The sequence below is a fragment of the Bradyrhizobium sp. 22 genome, from assembly GCF_000482425.1.
Lineage (GTDB): Bacteria > Pseudomonadota > Alphaproteobacteria > Rhizobiales > Xanthobacteraceae > Bradyrhizobium > Bradyrhizobium japonicum_B.
This window is the reverse complement of sequence record NZ_KI519399.1, coordinates 480,878-496,008: the sequence shown is the minus strand read 5'-3', so window position 1 is coordinate 496,008 and position 15,131 is coordinate 480,878. Positions and strand designations below refer to the sequence as shown.

Annotated in this window: 14 protein-coding genes; 3 read left to right on the top strand and 11 right to left on the bottom strand. The window is 64.9% G+C overall.

The genetic code is table 11. The features are described from left to right. Positions 1-34: 34 nt before the first annotated feature. Both K410_RS0103690 and K410_RS0103685 read right to left on the bottom strand, forming a co-directional pair. Positions 35-1,165: a DUF5938 domain-containing protein gene (locus K410_RS0103690; protein WP_028133588.1), complete on the bottom strand. Its 1,131-nt coding sequence runs from the start codon at positions 1,163-1,165 to the stop codon at positions 35-37. A 35-nt stretch (positions 1,166-1,200) separates the two neighbouring features. After that, positions 1,201-2,004, bottom strand: coding sequence for an SDR family NAD(P)-dependent oxidoreductase (locus K410_RS0103685; protein ID WP_028133587.1), 804 nt, complete (start codon positions 2,002-2,004; stop codon positions 1,201-1,203). Positions 2,005-2,323: 319 nt separating this feature from the next. On the opposite strand from K410_RS0103685, the gene K410_RS0103680 reads away from it, so the two are divergent. Then, a complete protein-coding gene (locus K410_RS0103680; RefSeq protein WP_049819924.1) occupies positions 2,324-2,959 on the top strand; it encodes a TetR/AcrR family transcriptional regulator in 636 nt (211 codons plus the stop codon). 74 nt (positions 2,960-3,033) lie between these two features. Here the strand turns inward: K410_RS0103680 and ptsN are convergent, their stop codons facing one another. From ptsN to K410_RS0103635, 9 genes are all read right to left on the bottom strand, one after another. Further along, positions 3,034-3,495, bottom strand: a complete 462-nt coding sequence (gene ptsN / locus K410_RS0103675) for a PTS IIA-like nitrogen regulatory protein PtsN (protein WP_014438750.1) — start codon at positions 3,493-3,495, stop codon at positions 3,034-3,036. 217 nt (positions 3,496-3,712) lie between these two features. After that, entirely contained in the window at positions 3,713-4,318 is a 606-nt protein-coding gene (hpf, locus tag K410_RS0103670) for a ribosome hibernation-promoting factor, HPF/YfiA family (RefSeq protein ID WP_028133585.1), read from the bottom strand. A gap of 195 nt (positions 4,319-4,513) precedes the next feature. After that, a complete protein-coding gene (gene rpoN, locus K410_RS0103665) occupies positions 4,514-6,157 on the bottom strand; it encodes an RNA polymerase factor sigma-54 (protein WP_028133584.1) in 1,644 nt (547 codons plus the stop codon). A gap of 90 nt (positions 6,158-6,247) precedes the next feature. Next, positions 6,248-7,264, bottom strand: a complete 1,017-nt coding sequence (gene lptB / locus K410_RS0103660; RefSeq protein WP_028133583.1) for an LPS export ABC transporter ATP-binding protein — start codon at positions 7,262-7,264, stop codon at positions 6,248-6,250. A gap of 220 nt (positions 7,265-7,484) precedes the next feature. Then, positions 7,485-8,204 (bottom strand): LptA/OstA family protein, encoded by a 720-nt coding sequence (locus K410_RS0103655; RefSeq protein ID WP_049820212.1) that lies wholly within the window; start codon positions 8,202-8,204, stop codon positions 7,485-7,487. Positions 8,205-8,209: 5 nt separating this feature from the next. After that, entirely contained in the window at positions 8,210-8,938 is a 729-nt protein-coding gene (lptC, locus tag K410_RS0103650) for an LPS export ABC transporter periplasmic protein LptC (protein ID WP_028133581.1), read from the bottom strand. Positions 8,939-9,135: 197 nt separating this feature from the next. Beyond that, a complete protein-coding gene (locus tag K410_RS0103645) occupies positions 9,136-9,750 on the bottom strand; it encodes a ribonuclease D (protein WP_028133580.1) in 615 nt (204 codons plus the stop codon). Positions 9,751-9,899: 149 nt separating this feature from the next. After that, positions 9,900-10,445, bottom strand: coding sequence for a hypothetical protein (locus tag K410_RS36460; RefSeq protein ID WP_245269321.1), 546 nt, complete (start codon positions 10,443-10,445; stop codon positions 9,900-9,902). A gap of 35 nt (positions 10,446-10,480) precedes the next feature. After that, a complete protein-coding gene (locus tag K410_RS0103635; RefSeq protein ID WP_028133579.1) occupies positions 10,481-12,043 on the bottom strand; it encodes a hypothetical protein in 1,563 nt (520 codons plus the stop codon). Positions 12,044-12,442: 399 nt separating this feature from the next. On the opposite strand from K410_RS0103635, the gene K410_RS0103630 reads away from it, so the two are divergent. Both K410_RS0103630 and K410_RS0103625 read left to right on the top strand, forming a co-directional pair. After that, the gene (locus K410_RS0103630) at positions 12,443-13,714 is read left to right on the top strand and encodes an MFS transporter (protein WP_028133578.1); all 1,272 of its coding nucleotides are present in this window, start codon (positions 12,443-12,445) and stop codon (positions 13,712-13,714) included. A gap of 190 nt (positions 13,715-13,904) precedes the next feature. After that, positions 13,905-14,858, top strand: coding sequence for a Bug family tripartite tricarboxylate transporter substrate binding protein (locus K410_RS0103625; RefSeq protein WP_049819923.1), 954 nt, complete (start codon positions 13,905-13,907; stop codon positions 14,856-14,858). The last annotated feature ends 273 nt before the right edge of the window (positions 14,859-15,131 follow it).

The following is a 15,131-nucleotide window of genomic DNA, read 5'->3' as shown; positions in this document are numbered from 1 at the left end:
CGGGTGGCGCATGGGTGCACCACCCGCGATCGTTTTAGTCGTGCACCGTCAGAACCGGCTTGCTGACCAGCCCGAAGCTGCGCAACTGGCCGAGCAGCTCGTGGTGGCCGAACGCCTGGCAGCCGGAGGCAAACCCCACGCGCCTGGGCGGCTGCTGCAACAGGTGCGCCGCGGCATAGGCCTGCAGCAAGCCGGTCTGCTTGTAGTTGCTGTTGCCGTAGATGACACAGTGCGCGCGCCCGAGCGGGCCGGAGGCATGCACCGAATCCAGCGATTTGTTGACGCGCGGGTTCTCGCGCGGCGGCATGGTGTTCATCACGCCGGCGGCGGTCTGCGCCAACGCAGCGTAACGATCGTCGGGGTTCATGTCCTTGGTCGCTTCCAGTGCGCCGGCGACGATCTGCGGCACGCCCAGCATCAGCGCGCGATTGAACACGCCCCCCAGCACCTTCACGTTGGCCACGCGCGGATCGCGCTTGAACCACACCGGGTGCGAGGTGCCACCCCACGGCAGCGCCAGCGCCAGCTCGTGCTGGCCGGGGATGGCGAGGTTGTAGAGGCCCGCATCGGGCTGATGCTCGACGTATTTGTTTTGCTCCAGGTAGTAGGCCTTGGCCATCGCGGCGTTGACCAGGATGGTCTGCGTCGATGCGATGGTCGGGCTGCCACCCCAGAACACGGCGATATCAAGCGTGTCGAGCCCGGGCGTCTCCAGGCACAGCTGCGCGGCGATCTCGCCGGTGGTGTACATCTGCGCAATGCCCGGCGCGAGCAGCAGGCCGGCATTGGCGAACTTCGTGCCCCATTCCTGCTCGAGCGTGATCAGCCAGTCCTGCTCGCCGGTGGTGTCGGTGTAGTGGCATCGGGAAGCCCAACAGGCCTGCACCACCTCGGCACCGAACCTGGAGAACGGGCCCACGGTGTTGAGCACCACCGAGGCGCCCTTGAACAATTCAGTCAGCGCGGCCACGGTGTGAGGCACCGCAACCACTTCGTAGTCGGCGGTCTCGATGCCGGCCACGTTCGCCTTCATTGCGGCGTTGAGCTTCTCTGCGCTGCGGCCGGCGGCGATGAAGGGGATGTTGTACTCGCGCAAGTATTCGCAGACCAGCCGGCCGGTGTAGCCGGACGCGCCATAGACGATGACGGGTTTCTTCGCGCTCATTCTCGTTCCTCCGAAATGCTTGTTGTCGTTGCAGCTCACATTCCCATGCCGCCATCGACCGGCAATCCGATGCCGGTGATGAAGCGCGCGTTGTTCGAGCACAGGAACACCGCGGCGTCGGCGATGTCGCCGACCTCCGCGAGCTTGCCGAGAGGCGTCTGCTCCACCACCGAGCCGACCGCGGCATTGACGTCGGGCGCGAGACCGATCTTCACGATGTCGTTGGCCAGCTGCAGGCCCATGTCGGTCGGGATCAAGCCGGGATAGATGCAGTTGACGCGGACGCCATAGCCGAGCTTGCCGGCCTCCATCGCCGCAACCCGGGTCATGCGGTCGACCGCGGATTTCGTGCCGGAATAGACCGCGATGCTCGGGAAGGCGATCGTCGCGGCGACGGAAGCGATGTTGACGACCGCGCCGCCTTTGCCTGCCGCTCCGCCCGGCCGCATCGCGCGGAACGCGTGCTTCATGCCGAGCACGGTGCCGACGATGTTGACGTCGCACATCCGCCGCGCGTCCTCGGCCCTGATCTCGCTGACGAGGGACGTGATCTCGATCCCGGCATTGTTGATGAGGATGTCGTAGCCGCCGAGCATGGCGATCGTCGCAGCAGTCGCTTTCTCCCACTGCGCATCGTCGGCGACATCGAGATGCACGAAGCCGGTCTTCACACCAAGCCTGGCGATCTTGCCGGCAGTGTCCTTGCCGACGTCATCGAGAATGTCGCCGATCATGACCGCCGCACCGGAGCGCGCCAGTGCTTCGGCAATGGCCCCTCCTATCCCGCGGGCTCCGCCGGTGACCAAGGCTTTGCGGCCATCAAGACTGTTCTCACTCATCGCACGTCCTCCCTTTGCCTGGACTGATCTATTGGACTGATCTGTTCGCTGATGATCGGTGCGTACTGCGATCGGCAGCACGGTGCCGGCGCGGTTGCGCAACGGCATGCGGATCCGTTCCGGCGGCACGGCGCCGGCGGTTGCATTTCCTCCATTTGCAGACGTCTTGACGACTGTCCAAATTCCTTGGCCGCACACTCCTCCCGGAACTTGACAGTTGTCAAGAAGAAAATTTGACAGTTGTCAAAGAGGATGGTCTGTAGACGATGACGGACGATGTGACGATCGTGGTGACCAAGAGGCGGGAGACAGCGCGACAATGGCGCGGCAAGCGACAGGAGCGGCGAAGCGAGAGGCCGTGGCGGAGATCGTGCGGGACGACAAGTTCAACGCGCGGCGCATCGAGCTGGCCGAGGCCGCGCTCGAAACGCTTGGAGAGCTTGGCTTCGCCCGGACCAGCCTGCGGGAGATCGCGCAGAACTCGGCGTTCACGCACGGCGTGTTCCACTATTATTTCAGCGACAAGATCGACCTGATCTGCTGCTGCGTGCGCCACTACAAGGCGAAGTGCGTGACGCGATATGACGAGGTCGTCGCGACGGCAACGAGCCGCGACGAATTGATGGAAGGTTTCCTCGCCAAGCTCGCAGCGACGCTGCAGAACGAAGCCGACATGCACCGTCTTTGGTACGATTTGCGCTCGCAGGCGATGTTCGAGGCGGCGTTTCGCAAGGATGTCATCGAGATCGACAAGAGCCTGAAGGCGATGATCTGGCGCATTGCCTCCCGCTATGCCGAGTTGGGCGGCAAGCGGCCGGCATCGTCGCCGGCCGCGCTCTATGCGCTGTTCGATGGTCTATTCCAGAGTGCGCTGCTCAGGCACCTTGCCGGTGACGAGACGGCAATTCCCGAACTGCTCGACGAAGTCAGGCACCTGCTACCGACGGTCTGCTGAAGCGCACGAGCCGCGCCCGTGATCCGCGGACGTCGAGCTATGCCACCCGCTCCCTCGCAGTCGGCAAATGACGATTACGCCGCGGTCGCGGGCGGCAGGGCCAGCACCGAATAGATCGCCTGGGCATCGCGCGAGGCGCGGAGCTTCTTGGCGATGTCCTGATCGCGGAGCAGGCGGGCGATGCGCGCGAGCGCCTTGAGGTGATCGGCGCCGGCGCCTTCGGGGGCGAGCAACAGGAAGACCAGATCGACCGGCTGGCCGTCCATGGCCTCGAAATCGATCGGGCGGTCGAGCCGCGCGAACAGGCCAAAGATCTTTTCGAGCTTGGGCAGCTTGCCGTGCGGGATGGCGACGCCATAGCCGACCGCGGTGGTGCCGAGCTTCTCACGCTGCAGCAGCACCTCGAACACCGAGCGCTCGTTCTGCCCGGTCAGCTCGGCGGCCCTGGCCGCGAGCTCCTGCAAGGCCTGCTTCTTGCTGTTGACCTTCAATGCCGGGAGAATCGCCTCGGGTGCGACCAGATCGGTAATCGGCATGGAGGCTTTCCGAGGTGAATTAAACCGTCAGGTTCCGATTTGGCCCGCTTGATAGACCAAGCCGGGCCGGCGTCAATAACATGAAGCAGGAGGGGGACTTAGCCCCGATCCAGATGTGGGGGGCTTCTACTCCAACGCAATCCCGGTGCCAACTCCCGCGTGCGGCTTTGCCGCGGTCATTGTTAAGGTCCGGAATCGTACGGACGTCCGCCCTGACCTAGCCGCCCGGCTTGCCGTCGACCTTGGCCCCGGGCGGATCGATCCAGCCCACATTGCCGTCCGCCCGGCGGTAAATGATGTTCACCCGGCCTGAGGAGCCATGCTGGAATACCAGGCAAGGCGCGCCGCTGAGGTCGAGTTCCATGACCGCCTCGCTGACCGAGAGCTGCTTCAACGACGTGGTTTGCTCCGCAATGATCACGGGGCTGTAGCCGGTGACTTCCTCTTCGTCCTCTCCGGGCGCCTCGAGCACGTAGGCCGTCGCGTCGAGCGCAGCCATGGCCTCGGAGGCGACATGGGCCTTGCGGGCGGAGCGGTCCTTGAGCCGGTTCTTGTAGCGGCGCAGCCGCTTCTCGATCATCAGCAGCGCCTGGTCGGCGCTGGCATAGGCATCCGGCGCGTTCGAATCGGCCTCCAGCGTGATGCCGGAATCGAGATGCAGGGCGCAATCGGTGCGGAAGCCGAAGCCGTCCTTGCTGAGCGTGATGTGGCCGGAATAATTACCGTCGAAATATTTGCGCAGCACCTCGTCGGTGCGATCGGCAACGCGGCCGCGCAGGGCCTCCCCGACGCTGATGCTCTTGCCCGAAATCCGAAGGGTCATGGATGCCTCGCTTGGTTTGCTCCTCGGCTGCGACGACGTCATCGCAGCCGAAGTCGTTCCCTGCGCATGATCTCCCCACGAACACTTTCCGCGTTGGTCGGGAGGGGGAGCCGCCGTGCATTCTTCCGGATCATGCGCGTGCCTGGATCGGTTGCAAAGGGGAGCCGAGAGTAGCGCGATTTCGCGCCAGCGCAATCAGGCCGGCTCGGGGTTGCGCGAGCGATCGGACAAGGCGGTGGAGAGGACGTTACCAAGGGCGCTCTGCTTGTCGCGGCGGCGTTGCACCGAGGAAGGAATGCGCATGGCTTCGCGGTACTTCGCGACCGTGCGGCGGGCAATATCAATGCCCGAGGCGCGCAAGCGTTCCACGATGGTGTCGTCCGACAGGATCGCGGAGGGCTCCTCCGAATCGATCAGCTGCTTGATGTGATGGCGCACGGCTTCGGCGGAATGCGCCTCGCCGCCGTCGGCCGAGGCGATCGAGGCCGTGAAGAAATATTTCAGCTCGAACGTGCCGCGATTGGTCGCCATGTACTTGTTGGCGGTAACGCGCGACACCGTGGATTCATGCATCTGGATGGCGTCGGCGACGGCCTTCAGATTCAGCGGGCGCAGATGCGCGACGCCGTGGGTGAAGAAGCCGTCCTGCTGGCGCACGATCTCGGTCGCAACTTTCAGGATGGTGCGGGCGCGCTGGTCGAGCGCGCGCACCAGCCAGGTCGCGTTCTGCAGCGCGTCGGTGAAATAGGACTTGTCGCCGTCCTTGCCGATCTTCTTCGACAGCTCGGAATAATAGGTCTGGTTGACCAGCACGCGCGGCAAGGTGTCGCTGTTGAGCTCGACATGCCAGCCGCCGTCGGGACCCGGGCGGACATAGACGTCGGGCACCATGGTCTGCATACGCGCCGAGCCGAACTTCATGCCGGGCTTGGGATTGAGGCGGCGGATCTCGCCGATCATGTCGGCGATGTCCTCGTCGTCGACGCCGCAGATCTTGCGCAAGGCCACGATGTCGCGCTTGGCGAGCAGATCGAGATGCTCGACCAGAGCCTGCATCGCGGGGTCGTAACGGTCGAGCTCGCGGAGCTGGATTGCGAGGCATTCGCTTAAGCTCCGCGCGCAGATGCCGGGCGGATCAAATTTCTGCAGCACGGCGAGGACGCCCTCGACGTCGGCTTGCGAGGCGCCAAGACGCTCGGCGGCTTGGCCGAGATCGGGCGGCAGATAGCCGGCCTCGTCGACGAGGTCGATCAGGTACTGGCCGATCATGCGCTGCGCAGGCGCGGTGAAGGCCACCGAGAGCTGCTCGGCGAGATGGTCCGAGAGCGTCATCTCCGCAGCCACGAAGGCTTCGAGATTGTAATCCTCGTCGCCGGAGGCGCCGCCGCCCCATTCGGTGTAGGTGGTCGGCGCGGCGTCCTGGGCGTTGCGGGCAGCCGCCTCGGCCGGCTCCTCCGAGAAGACGTTGTCCAGGCCCGTGTCCAGGGTCTGCTCGATCTCGGCGCGGGTGCCGAGATCCTTGCTCATCCATTCGTCCTGGCCCGGCTCGAAGCCGTCCGCGCTGCCGCCAAAGCCGTCATCACCAAGACCGTCGCCGTGGCCTTCTCCCTGGCCGCCGGCCTCCTCGCCCGCGCCGTACTGGCTGGCCTCGCCGGGGGTCTCGCCCGCGGGGGCCTCGTCATTGGCCCGTTCCAGCAGCGGGTTCCGCTCCAGCTCCTCTTCCACGAAGGTGGTGAGATCGAGATTGGACAATTGCAGCAGCTTGATCGCCTGCATCAGCTGCGGCGTCATCACCAGCGACTGCGATTGCCGGAACTCTAATCTCTGCGTGAGGGCCATGAAGCAAGAACCGTTCCCAAAAATTGGTCCGATTTTTGCTTATCTTAGTCCAGGCCCGATGTACATGTCTTGACGAAACGCAAAAACGGGCTAGAGGCGGAATTCCTCGCCAAGGTAAAGGCGGCGCACATCCGGATCGGCAACGATCTCATCCGGGGTTCCCTCGGTCAAGATTTCCCCGGCATAGACGATATAGGCGCGATCGGTGAGCCCGAGCGTCTCGCGGACATTGTGGTCGGTGATGAGCACGCCGATGCCGCGATTGGTGAGATGGCGGACGAGGTCCTGGATGTCGCCGACCGCGATCGGGTCGATGCCGGCGAAGGGCTCGTCGAGCAGCATGTAGTTCGGCCGCGTCGCCAGCGCGCGCGCGATCTCGACGCGGCGGCGCTCGCCGCCCGACAGCGCGATCGACGGCGATTTGCGCAGCCGCGTGATGTTGAATTCGTCGAGCAGGGAATCGAGCTGCTGCTCGCGCTTCTTGCGCGAGGGCTCGACCACTTCGAGCACGGCGCGGATGTTCTGCTCGACGGTGAGGCCGCGGAAGATCGAGGCTTCCTGCGGCAGATAGCCGATGCCGAGGCGCGCACGCTGATACATCGGCAGCTTCGTGACGTCGTGGCCGTCGAGCTCGATCGCGCCGCGATCAGCCTTGATCAGGCCGGTGATCATGTAGAACACGGTGGTCTTGCCGGCGCCGTTGGGGCCGAGCAGGCCGACCGCTTCGCCGCGGCGCACATAGATGCTGACGCCGCGCACCACCTGGCGGCTGCCGAAGGCCTTTTCCACGCTATGCACCGCCAGGAAACCCGGCCGCTTCAGCAGCTGCGGCGCGCCAGCGCCATTGGACCTGCCGGCAGCCCTGACGGGGTGGACAGGCTGCGGACGCGGCTCGGGTTGATAGTCGGCTTCGTAGCCGCCCTGATAGTCAGCCTGGAACTGATCGGGCGCTCGCGCCTGGTCGCGGGCGAGCGGCGGCGCGTCGCGGATCGGGCTGGTCACGAGCCCGCCGACGCTGTCACCGAGTGCAGTAATGTCCTGCCGCGCAAATCCTGGCCGGCCGCGCTTGGCGGGGCGCCGACGGAACATGCTGAAGAGATCGACCATCCCCGCCTTCCAGCCTTTCGCGACGATCCTGCGCGGAACTCGCGCGATCTGCCGCAGCGGCCTTCGATTCGCCGATGCAGCATGAGTGAAGGGATGTCTCATGCCCAGTGAAACACGCCCGAAAAGCGGTGGACCCCGCCTCGAAGCCTTGTGCGCTAGATACAGTCTCGGCGGCCAAGCTTCAACCTCGGTTCGGCCGTCCCCGAACCAAGCCGTTGAATTATTTCGGTTTACTTGCACCGGGCAATTGCAGAGGCGGCGCCCCGCCGGGCTTGCTCCCCTGGCCGCAATCGCTGCCGCCGCCCTGCGGCAGCAGGGCCTGAACCCGGCCATTGTCGGATTCCACCCGCGACACGCCTGTCGTCATGTCGACCATCAAGCGGTCGCCGCGCAGCACGTTCTTGCACTGCGTCAGGACCACCTGACCGGAGCCGCCGAGCATGGTGATGAGATTGGTCCTGGTGTCGAACACGGCGGTATCGCCTGTCACCACCTGGTCCTTCTGGGTGACCACGACATTGCCGCGCGCCTCCAGCCGCTTGATCGAGGAGCTGCCGCCCGGACCCGGCTGCGCCGACTGCATCGGCGCGGACTTGGCGCCTTTCGCAGGTGCGGGCTGCGGCGTGGCGGGCTTGTCGCCGCCGGATTCGTAGAACACCACCAGCGTCTTCGAGGTCATGGTGGTGTCGCCCTGGACGACCTTGACGTTGCCGGCGAAGGTCGCCTCCTTCTTCTTGTCGCGCATTTCGAGCGAGGCGGCCTCGATCTGGATCGGCTGGTCGCGGTTCTGCGAAAAGCCCTGCATCGCATTGGGCACGCCCTGCATCGTGCTCTGCGCGATGGCGGCGCTGCCCGCGACCAGCGCGATGCCGGCTGCAAGTGCAGCCGCGCCGATGATGGCGCGCCGCTTGTGGCCGCTGCGCGAGAAGATCCTGGTCATGAAAATCATCTTGAGTTGGCAGACTTGTTCTGAGGCGTACGTGTCTTTGCCGACGACGCAGGCTCGACCGGCGCAGTCTGTGCGCCGGCAGGCTCGTCCAGCTTGTCCAGATGCATCACCACATTGCCTTCGAAACGGATGACGTCGCCGCCTTCCGTAATTCGCAAGCGATCGGCGCTCAGCGTGCCGTTGGTCAGCTTGACGTCGACACGCTCGTCCGAGGAGACCGTGCCCTTGTTCATGTCGACGAAGGCCGAGTTCAGCCGCGCTTCATAGCCGGTGGAGGTGCGCAGGAAGATGTCCTTATGCAGGTCGAGCTGCTGCTGCTTGTTGTCGAAGCGCCCGGTGCGGGCATCGAGCAACAGGGTGGATTGATCCTCCATCAGCACTTTCGCGCGCAGGTCGTTGAGATCGACATGGTCAGGGTCGGTGATGTCCTGCGTCGCGGTCTTGGCCCAGAGCTCGTAGGGCCGCCGATCCGGCGTGAAGCCGGACAGATGCGGCGATTCCATCGTGATCTTGGTGCCCGACACCACCATGTTTTCGACCGTAAGCGGCAGCTCCGGAATCCTGAACTTGTTGAAGAACGCGATGTAGATAATCACGGCCATGGCCACGACCACCGTCGCGGGGACCCCAACCCGCAGAATCCGCACCAGACGGCTATGGCGCGCCGCGCTGGCAAACTTTGCCGCGAGCGCGGCGTCGTAGGTGGGATTGTGGGCCGAATTCACCTGAGCTCCTGAGGTGTCGCTCGCCAAGCCGGGTCGAGGGCGCCCCCATTGTACCCGTCGCCGCCGCAAGATGCAGCCGCGGACGTAAACCTTGGACTAAGCCTTGGCACATAAGCCTTGACGTATCAGGCTTGGACAGGCCGCAGGAAAGTGTCCGAAACGGGGCGCAGACCGGAGTCTACCCGGCGATCGAGGGCTCAGGAATGCGCGAAAATGTCCTCTTCCGCCCAGCCCTGGAGGTCGAGCAGGGCCCGGGTCGGCAGGAAGTCGAAACAGGACCTGGCGAGCTGCGCGCGGCCTTCCCGGACCAGCATGGCATCCAGCCGCTCGCGTAAAGCGTGCAGGTGCAGCACGTCGGAGGCGGCGTAGGCGAGCTGCGGCTCGGTCAGGCTGTCGGAACCCCAGTCGCTGGATTGCTGCTGTTTGGACAGATCGACATTGAGCACCTCGCGCACGAGGTCCTTCAGGCCGTGGCGGTCGGTGTAGGTCCGGGTCAGGCGCGAGGCAATCTTGGTGCAATAAATCGGCCCGGTCATGACGCCGAAGGTCTGGTACAGGACCGCGACGTCAAACCGCGCGAAGTGGAAGATTTTTGTGATGGCGGGATTGGCCAGAAGGGCCTTCAGGTTCGGCGCGTCGGTATGGCCCTTGGGGATCTGCACCACGTCGGCGCTGCCGTCGCCGGGCGAGAGCTGCACCACGCAGAGCCGATCACGGTGCGGATTCAGCCCCATGGTCTCGGTGTCGATCGCCACCGCATCGGTGTAGCGCGTGAGGTCGGGCAGGTCGCCGCGGTGCAGGCGTACGGTCATGGCGTTCAGAACCTCGGGTCGAATCGGTTGCGTCAGCACAATAGCTAATTCGGATTGCCGGCGGTGTAGCCATTGCCGGCGGGCCGCGCAAGCACGCGGTTCGGTCAGGTCGTTGCCGGCATGATGCAGATCGACGCCCGCGCAACCCTTCAGGGCGCCTTCTTCGCAGGCACGGCCGGCCTGCCGGGCGTCGCCCGGGCTTGCGGCTGTACCGATGCAGCTTCCGGCGTCGCGATCGCGATCGCGAACAGGCGCCATTGTCCGGCCACGACCTGAAACGTCAGATCGAACTGGATCTGCTGCGGCCGGGTCGGAATGTAACCTGCAAGGCGCAGCATTCCGTGCTGATCGAGCGCGGGCGCATCGCTGAACTGAGGCGCCAGCAATGCCGCCGCATAGAGATCGAAATTGCGGCGCCGCAGGTCGAGAAAATTCAATGCGAGATCTGCGGCGGTGTTGCGCGCCTGGAAGTCGGGCGCAGCGAGATCGCGCAGCACCGTGTAATTGCCCGTGCGGTTGGCATCGTTGAGCGTGAGCAGCGTCGAGCGGATCAGATAGAGTGCCTTCTCCAGCGTGACAGGCAGCGAGGACTGCGCCGGGGCCGGCTCAGGCGTCTTCTGCTGGGCCATGGCCCAGTCGCTGCCGCAGCACAGCAGCAGCGCCAGGGCAATCGCGGCGCGCGCATTCAATCGCATGGAACGTCCCTGTGCATGAAACGGCTCTGCTGCATTCACCAGCCGACGCGCATGCCGACGCGGCCGCCCAAGCCGCCGCCATTCGTGCCATAGGTCAGACCGCCGCTGGCCTGCACGTGCTCGCTAACGCGCAACGCCGCACTCATGGAGAGCGCATTGGTATTCTGAAACGTCCCCCAGTTCATGCTCATCGCGATCTTCTCGGACGGCATCAGCCAGGGCGAGCCGGACAGCGCAAAGGCCATCGCGACGCCGTTGACCGCCTTGCCGGTCCTGCCGTCGAGGTCGTTGAGGCGGGCATTGATGCCTGCGAGCTGGCTGTTGATGCCAGCGATATCCGCGGGGGTCGCAAACCCGAGCGCGCTGAGCGAGGTGGATGCGAGATTGCCGGCAGAGTCCGTGGTGACGAGCTGCACCGGTCCGGACTGCGCGGCCGTGCTCGCGGCCGAGGTGACGCCCGTCATCGTGTAGGTATTGCTCGCGGTGCCGTAGACCTGCTGGTTGGCACGCGTTGCAGTGGCACCATTGCCGATCGCGGTGGCGTTCGCGAAGGTAGCCGAAGCGCCGTTGCCGAAGGCCGAGGAATTTGCGCCGGTGGCGGTGGCGCCGTTGCCCATTGCGGTGTTCGCGACGCCGTTACCACTCGCATTGGCGCCGTTTCCGACTGCGATGTTGAAGCTGCCGGTCCCGCTGGCATTGGATTGCGTGCCGTTCGCGATATTCGCCGAATTGGCGCCGTTGGCATTCGCCATATAGCCGGCCGCCGCGTTGGAACTGTTGGCGCCGAATGCGTTGGCGGCGTTTCCGGTGGCGACGTTGTAGCTTCCGGACCCGCTCGCGTTGGTATTCACGCCGGTCGCGATATTGAAGCTGTTGTCGCCGGTCGCGTTGGAGTTTGGGCCGGTCGCGATGTTAGCGCTGCCGTTGCCGTAGGCGTTGGCGTTGGTCCCCGTCGCGGTGTTGGAGCTGTTGTCGCCGTAAGCCCTGGCGACAAACCCGCTCGCGAGATTTCTGCTGTTGTTGCCGGAGGCATTAGAACTGCGCCCGGTCGCGACGTTCCTGCTGTTGTCTCCGTTGGCCAGGGCGGTGAGCCCGGACGCGAGATTACCGCTGTTGTTGCCGCTGGCGTTGGCTCCGGCGCCGGCCGCGATATTGTTGCTGTTGTCGCCGCTGGCCTGCGCGTTGTTTCCGGACGCCATGTTTTTGCTGGTGTCACCGCTGGCGATGGCTCCCGCTCCGGTCGCGCTGTTGAAGCTGTTGTTGCCGCTGGCGTTGGCATTGTTTCCGGTCGCCATATTGGAGCTGCTGTGGCCGCTGGCGTTGGCGGAACCGACGGCAATATTGCTGCTGGCATTTCCGTCAGCGTAAGCGCCGCTCCCGATCGCGGAATTGTTGCTGCCCGCACCCGGAGCGGAGGCGGAGGGCCCGCAGGCAAAATTGCTCGCTGAGCCGGCGGCCGAGGCGCCTTGCTCGGACGCGGCACCATCCACGCAGATGAACTGGGCCCGGGCTTGCGGCGCGCCGGCGCAGGCCGCGATCACGGCGAGCAGCGCCGTTGCGAGACAAGCGGTGACTGGCGCTCGCGGTGAAATCGTCATGTCAGGTCCCCATCCCGGTCTTGCAAACCCGCAATCGGCAGGACGAGGAAGAATGAAGACCGTCACTTCCAGCCCCAAGCCGCCGCCAAACGCGATTGACGTTTGGCAACTCTCAAAGCATGCGGCCCGTGCTCTTGGGAAGACGCGCGATGCACCAAAGCCTGCGCGGCCTATCGTCCTCCCATGTTCATGGGGGGGCCCCGGTGCCCCGGCTTCTCAGTCCGTGCACGCGCTTCGCGAAAGGCCGGACGGTTTGCCGAAGGCTCGGCTGTTGCATGGAACCCACAATGGCGCACGAACTGCCCGTTTCGGCGCAGCCTAGGGCGCGCGCCCGTGGAAATCCGGCGGGCTCTCCCCATCTGCCAGTTTCCCTCCCCGCCGCCCCACGAATCGAGATCCATGACCGAACAGAGGCTCGCCGCGCCGATCGACGATCCATCAGAGCGCCAGCGCGGCTTCTCGCGCTATCAGGCGTTTCTCATCGCGCTGCTCGCGTTCACGCAGTTCACCATCATCCTCGACTTCATCATCATGTCGCCGCTCGGCGCCATCCTGATGCCCGCGCTCGACATCACGGCCGCCCAGTTCGGCGTCGCGGTGTCGGCCTACGCGTTCAGTGCCGGCATCTCCGGCGTGCTGGCCGCCGGCTTTGCCGATCGCTTCGATCGCAAGCGCCTGCTGTTGTTCTTCTATATCGGCTTCACGCTCGGCACCGCGCTCTGCGCGGCTGCGCCGAACTTCCATGTGCTGCTGCTCGGCCGGATCGTGACCGGATTGTTCGGCGGCGTGATCGGCGCGGTGGTGCTCGCCATCATCACCGATCTGTTCCCGCTGCATATCCGCGGCCGCGCGATGGGACTCATCCAGACCGCGTTCGCGGCGAGCCAGGTGCTCGGCATTCCCGCCGGGCTGTTTCTCGCCAATCGCTGGAGCTGGCATGTCTGCTTCATCGCGATCGTCGTGGTGTCGATCGCGGCCATCGCCGTCATCGCCTTCGCCATGAAGCCGGTCGATGCGCATCTGAAGCTGAAGCAGGACAGAAACCCGTTCCACCATCTGGTCGCAACGCTCGCGCAGCCCCGCTATACGCTGGCCTTCGCGGTCACGACGCTGCTGGCGACCGGCGGATACATGCTGATGCCGTTCTCCAGCGCCTTCACCGTGAACAATCTCGGCATCGACATCGCGCATCTGCCGACGATCTATCTCGTCTCCGGCCTGTTCAGCATCGTCACGGGGCCGCTGGTCGGTCGCGCCAGCGACGCGTTCGGCAAGTACCCGACCTTCGTGTTCGGCAGCGTGGTGTCGGTGATCATGGTGCTGATCTACACCCATCTCGGCCACGTCACGCTCGCGACCGCGATCCTCGTCAACGTGCTGATGTTCGTCGGCATCTTCTCGCGCATGATCCCGTCGCAGGCGCTGATGTCGGCGATCCCCGATCCCGACCAGCGCGGCTCGTTCAGCGCCATCAGCGCCTCGCTGCAGCAGCTCTCCGGCGGCCTCGGCTCGGTGCTCGCCGGCGCGATCATCGCGCAGGCGCCCGACGGCGCGCTGCTCCATTTCGACCGGATCGGCTACGTCGTCGTCGCCACGACTCTCATCGCGCTGGTGGCGATGTACTTCGTGCAGAAGGCGGTGGCGGAGCGGGCGGGGAAGCGGGTGGTGTGAGGGGAGAGAGGAGCCGCCGTCCGAATTCGTTTTCCGCGCGGTGGAAGTCACCTGCTTTGTGGCGGACACAGTGCCGCACGTCACGTAGCCACGTTCTTCGCTAGTTTCATCCGATCGGTCCTCGCGACTCGACAAGAAACAACACGACCAAGGGCAGGAAATGGGAAAGCTGACACGACGAACATTCGTGATGAGTTCTGCCGTCGCGTTGTGCGCGCCGGCTGTAAGGACCGAGGCGCAATCCGCGTGGCCGTCCAAATCGATCAGGATCATCGTGCCCTATCCACCGGGCGGCCAGACCGACGGCATCGCACGCGCGTTCGGCGACTTCCTGGCGCGGCAGGTGGGCAAGCCGGTCATCGTCGAAAACAAGGGCGGCGCCGGCGGCGTCATCGGCGTGACAGAAGCGAAACGCGCCGATCCGGACGGCACCACCATTCTGTGCACGATCTCGTCGTCGCTGATCCAGAACCGCGTCACGGTAAGAGACCTGCCCTACGATCCCGAAAAGGATTTTACCTATCTTACGATGGTCATCGGCGCTGGCGGTCCGGTCGTGGCGGCGAAGAAGACCGGCGCGACCAACCTGCGCGAGTTCATCGAATACTGCAAAAAGGTCGGCAGCGTGAACTGGGGATCCTACGGCGTGGGCTCGACGCCGCACGTCCTGATCGAGACGATCGCCAAGCAATACGGCATCAAGGTTCAGGTCATCCAGTATCGCGGCGAGGCGCCGATGTGGAATGACGTCGCCGGACAGACGCTTGATGGCGCCGCCGGAAGCTATGCCGCAGCCGCGCCCGTCATCCAGGCCGGCACCGGCAACCTGATCGGCGTGGTCGGCACCCGCCTGCCGCCCCATCCGAACACGCCGACCATGACCGAGCAAGGCGCCGTCGGCGACTTCTACAGTCTGCGCCCTTTCACCACGTTTGCGGTGCCGTCCGGCACGCCGCGGGATATCGTCGATCGGCTCTCGCCGCTGCTAATCCAGGCCGGAACCGACCCGAAAGTTCAGCAGATGCTGAACAACTTCATCCTGTCATCGCCGGCCGACTTCGAAATGACGAATCGGATCTTAAAGCGCGACAGCGAAGTGATGCTCCGCATCCTGAGCGATCTCGGCGTCAAGCCGTCGGAGTAGCTGCGTCGCGGACTAGCAGCCCAGCGCGCTTCCTGCTCCTCGTGGCTCTCCGTATTCCGCGCCCAGCCGACATCGAGCGGATCATGGCGACACTCGGGGCGTCTGCCGGCGTGTCAAATGCACGGTCGTCGTTGCGGAGCCGCCCAGATGGCTTCCAGATATTTTCGTGCAGAAAGCGGTGGCGGAGCGGACGGGGAAGCAGGTGGTGTGAGGGGCGGCTCCTGCTCTACATGGGTGAACCCACGCCGGGCCTCCGGTGACCAAGGTTGCATC

Excerpts from the sequence above, each read along its gene's own strand:
- K410_RS0103690 (WP_028133588.1), bottom strand. The coding sequence starts at position 1,165 with ATGAGCGCGAAGAAACCCGTCATCGTCTATGGCGCGTCCGGCTACACC.
- K410_RS0103685 (WP_028133587.1), bottom strand. The coding sequence starts at position 2,004 with ATGAGTGAGAACAGTCTTGATGGCCGCAAAGCCTTGGTCACCGGCGGA.
- K410_RS0103680 (WP_049819924.1), top strand. The coding sequence starts at position 2,324 with ATGGCGCGGCAAGCGACAGGAGCGGCGAAGCGAGAGGCCGTGGCGGAG.
- ptsN (WP_014438750.1), bottom strand. The coding sequence starts at position 3,495 with ATGCCGATTACCGATCTGGTCGCACCCGAGGCGATTCTCCCGGCATTG.
- hpf (WP_028133585.1), bottom strand. The coding sequence starts at position 4,318 with ATGACCCTTCGGATTTCGGGCAAGAGCATCAGCGTCGGGGAGGCCCTG.
- rpoN (WP_028133584.1), bottom strand. The coding sequence starts at position 6,157 with ATGGCCCTCACGCAGAGATTAGAGTTCCGGCAATCGCAGTCGCTGGTG.
- lptB (WP_028133583.1), bottom strand. The coding sequence starts at position 7,264 with ATGGTCGATCTCTTCAGCATGTTCCGTCGGCGCCCCGCCAAGCGCGGC.
- K410_RS0103655 (WP_049820212.1), bottom strand. The coding sequence starts at position 8,204 with ATGACCAGGATCTTCTCGCGCAGCGGCCACAAGCGGCGCGCCATCATC.
- K410_RS0103645 (WP_028133580.1), bottom strand. The coding sequence starts at position 9,750 with ATGACCGTACGCCTGCACCGCGGCGACCTGCCCGACCTCACGCGCTAC.
- K410_RS36460 (WP_245269321.1), bottom strand. The coding sequence starts at position 10,445 with ATGCGATTGAATGCGCGCGCCGCGATTGCCCTGGCGCTGCTGCTGTGC.
- K410_RS0103635 (WP_028133579.1), bottom strand. The coding sequence starts at position 12,043 with ATGACGATTTCACCGCGAGCGCCAGTCACCGCTTGTCTCGCAACGGCG.
- K410_RS0103630 (WP_028133578.1), top strand. The coding sequence starts at position 12,443 with ATGACCGAACAGAGGCTCGCCGCGCCGATCGACGATCCATCAGAGCGC.
- K410_RS0103625 (WP_049819923.1), top strand. The coding sequence starts at position 13,905 with ATGAGTTCTGCCGTCGCGTTGTGCGCGCCGGCTGTAAGGACCGAGGCG.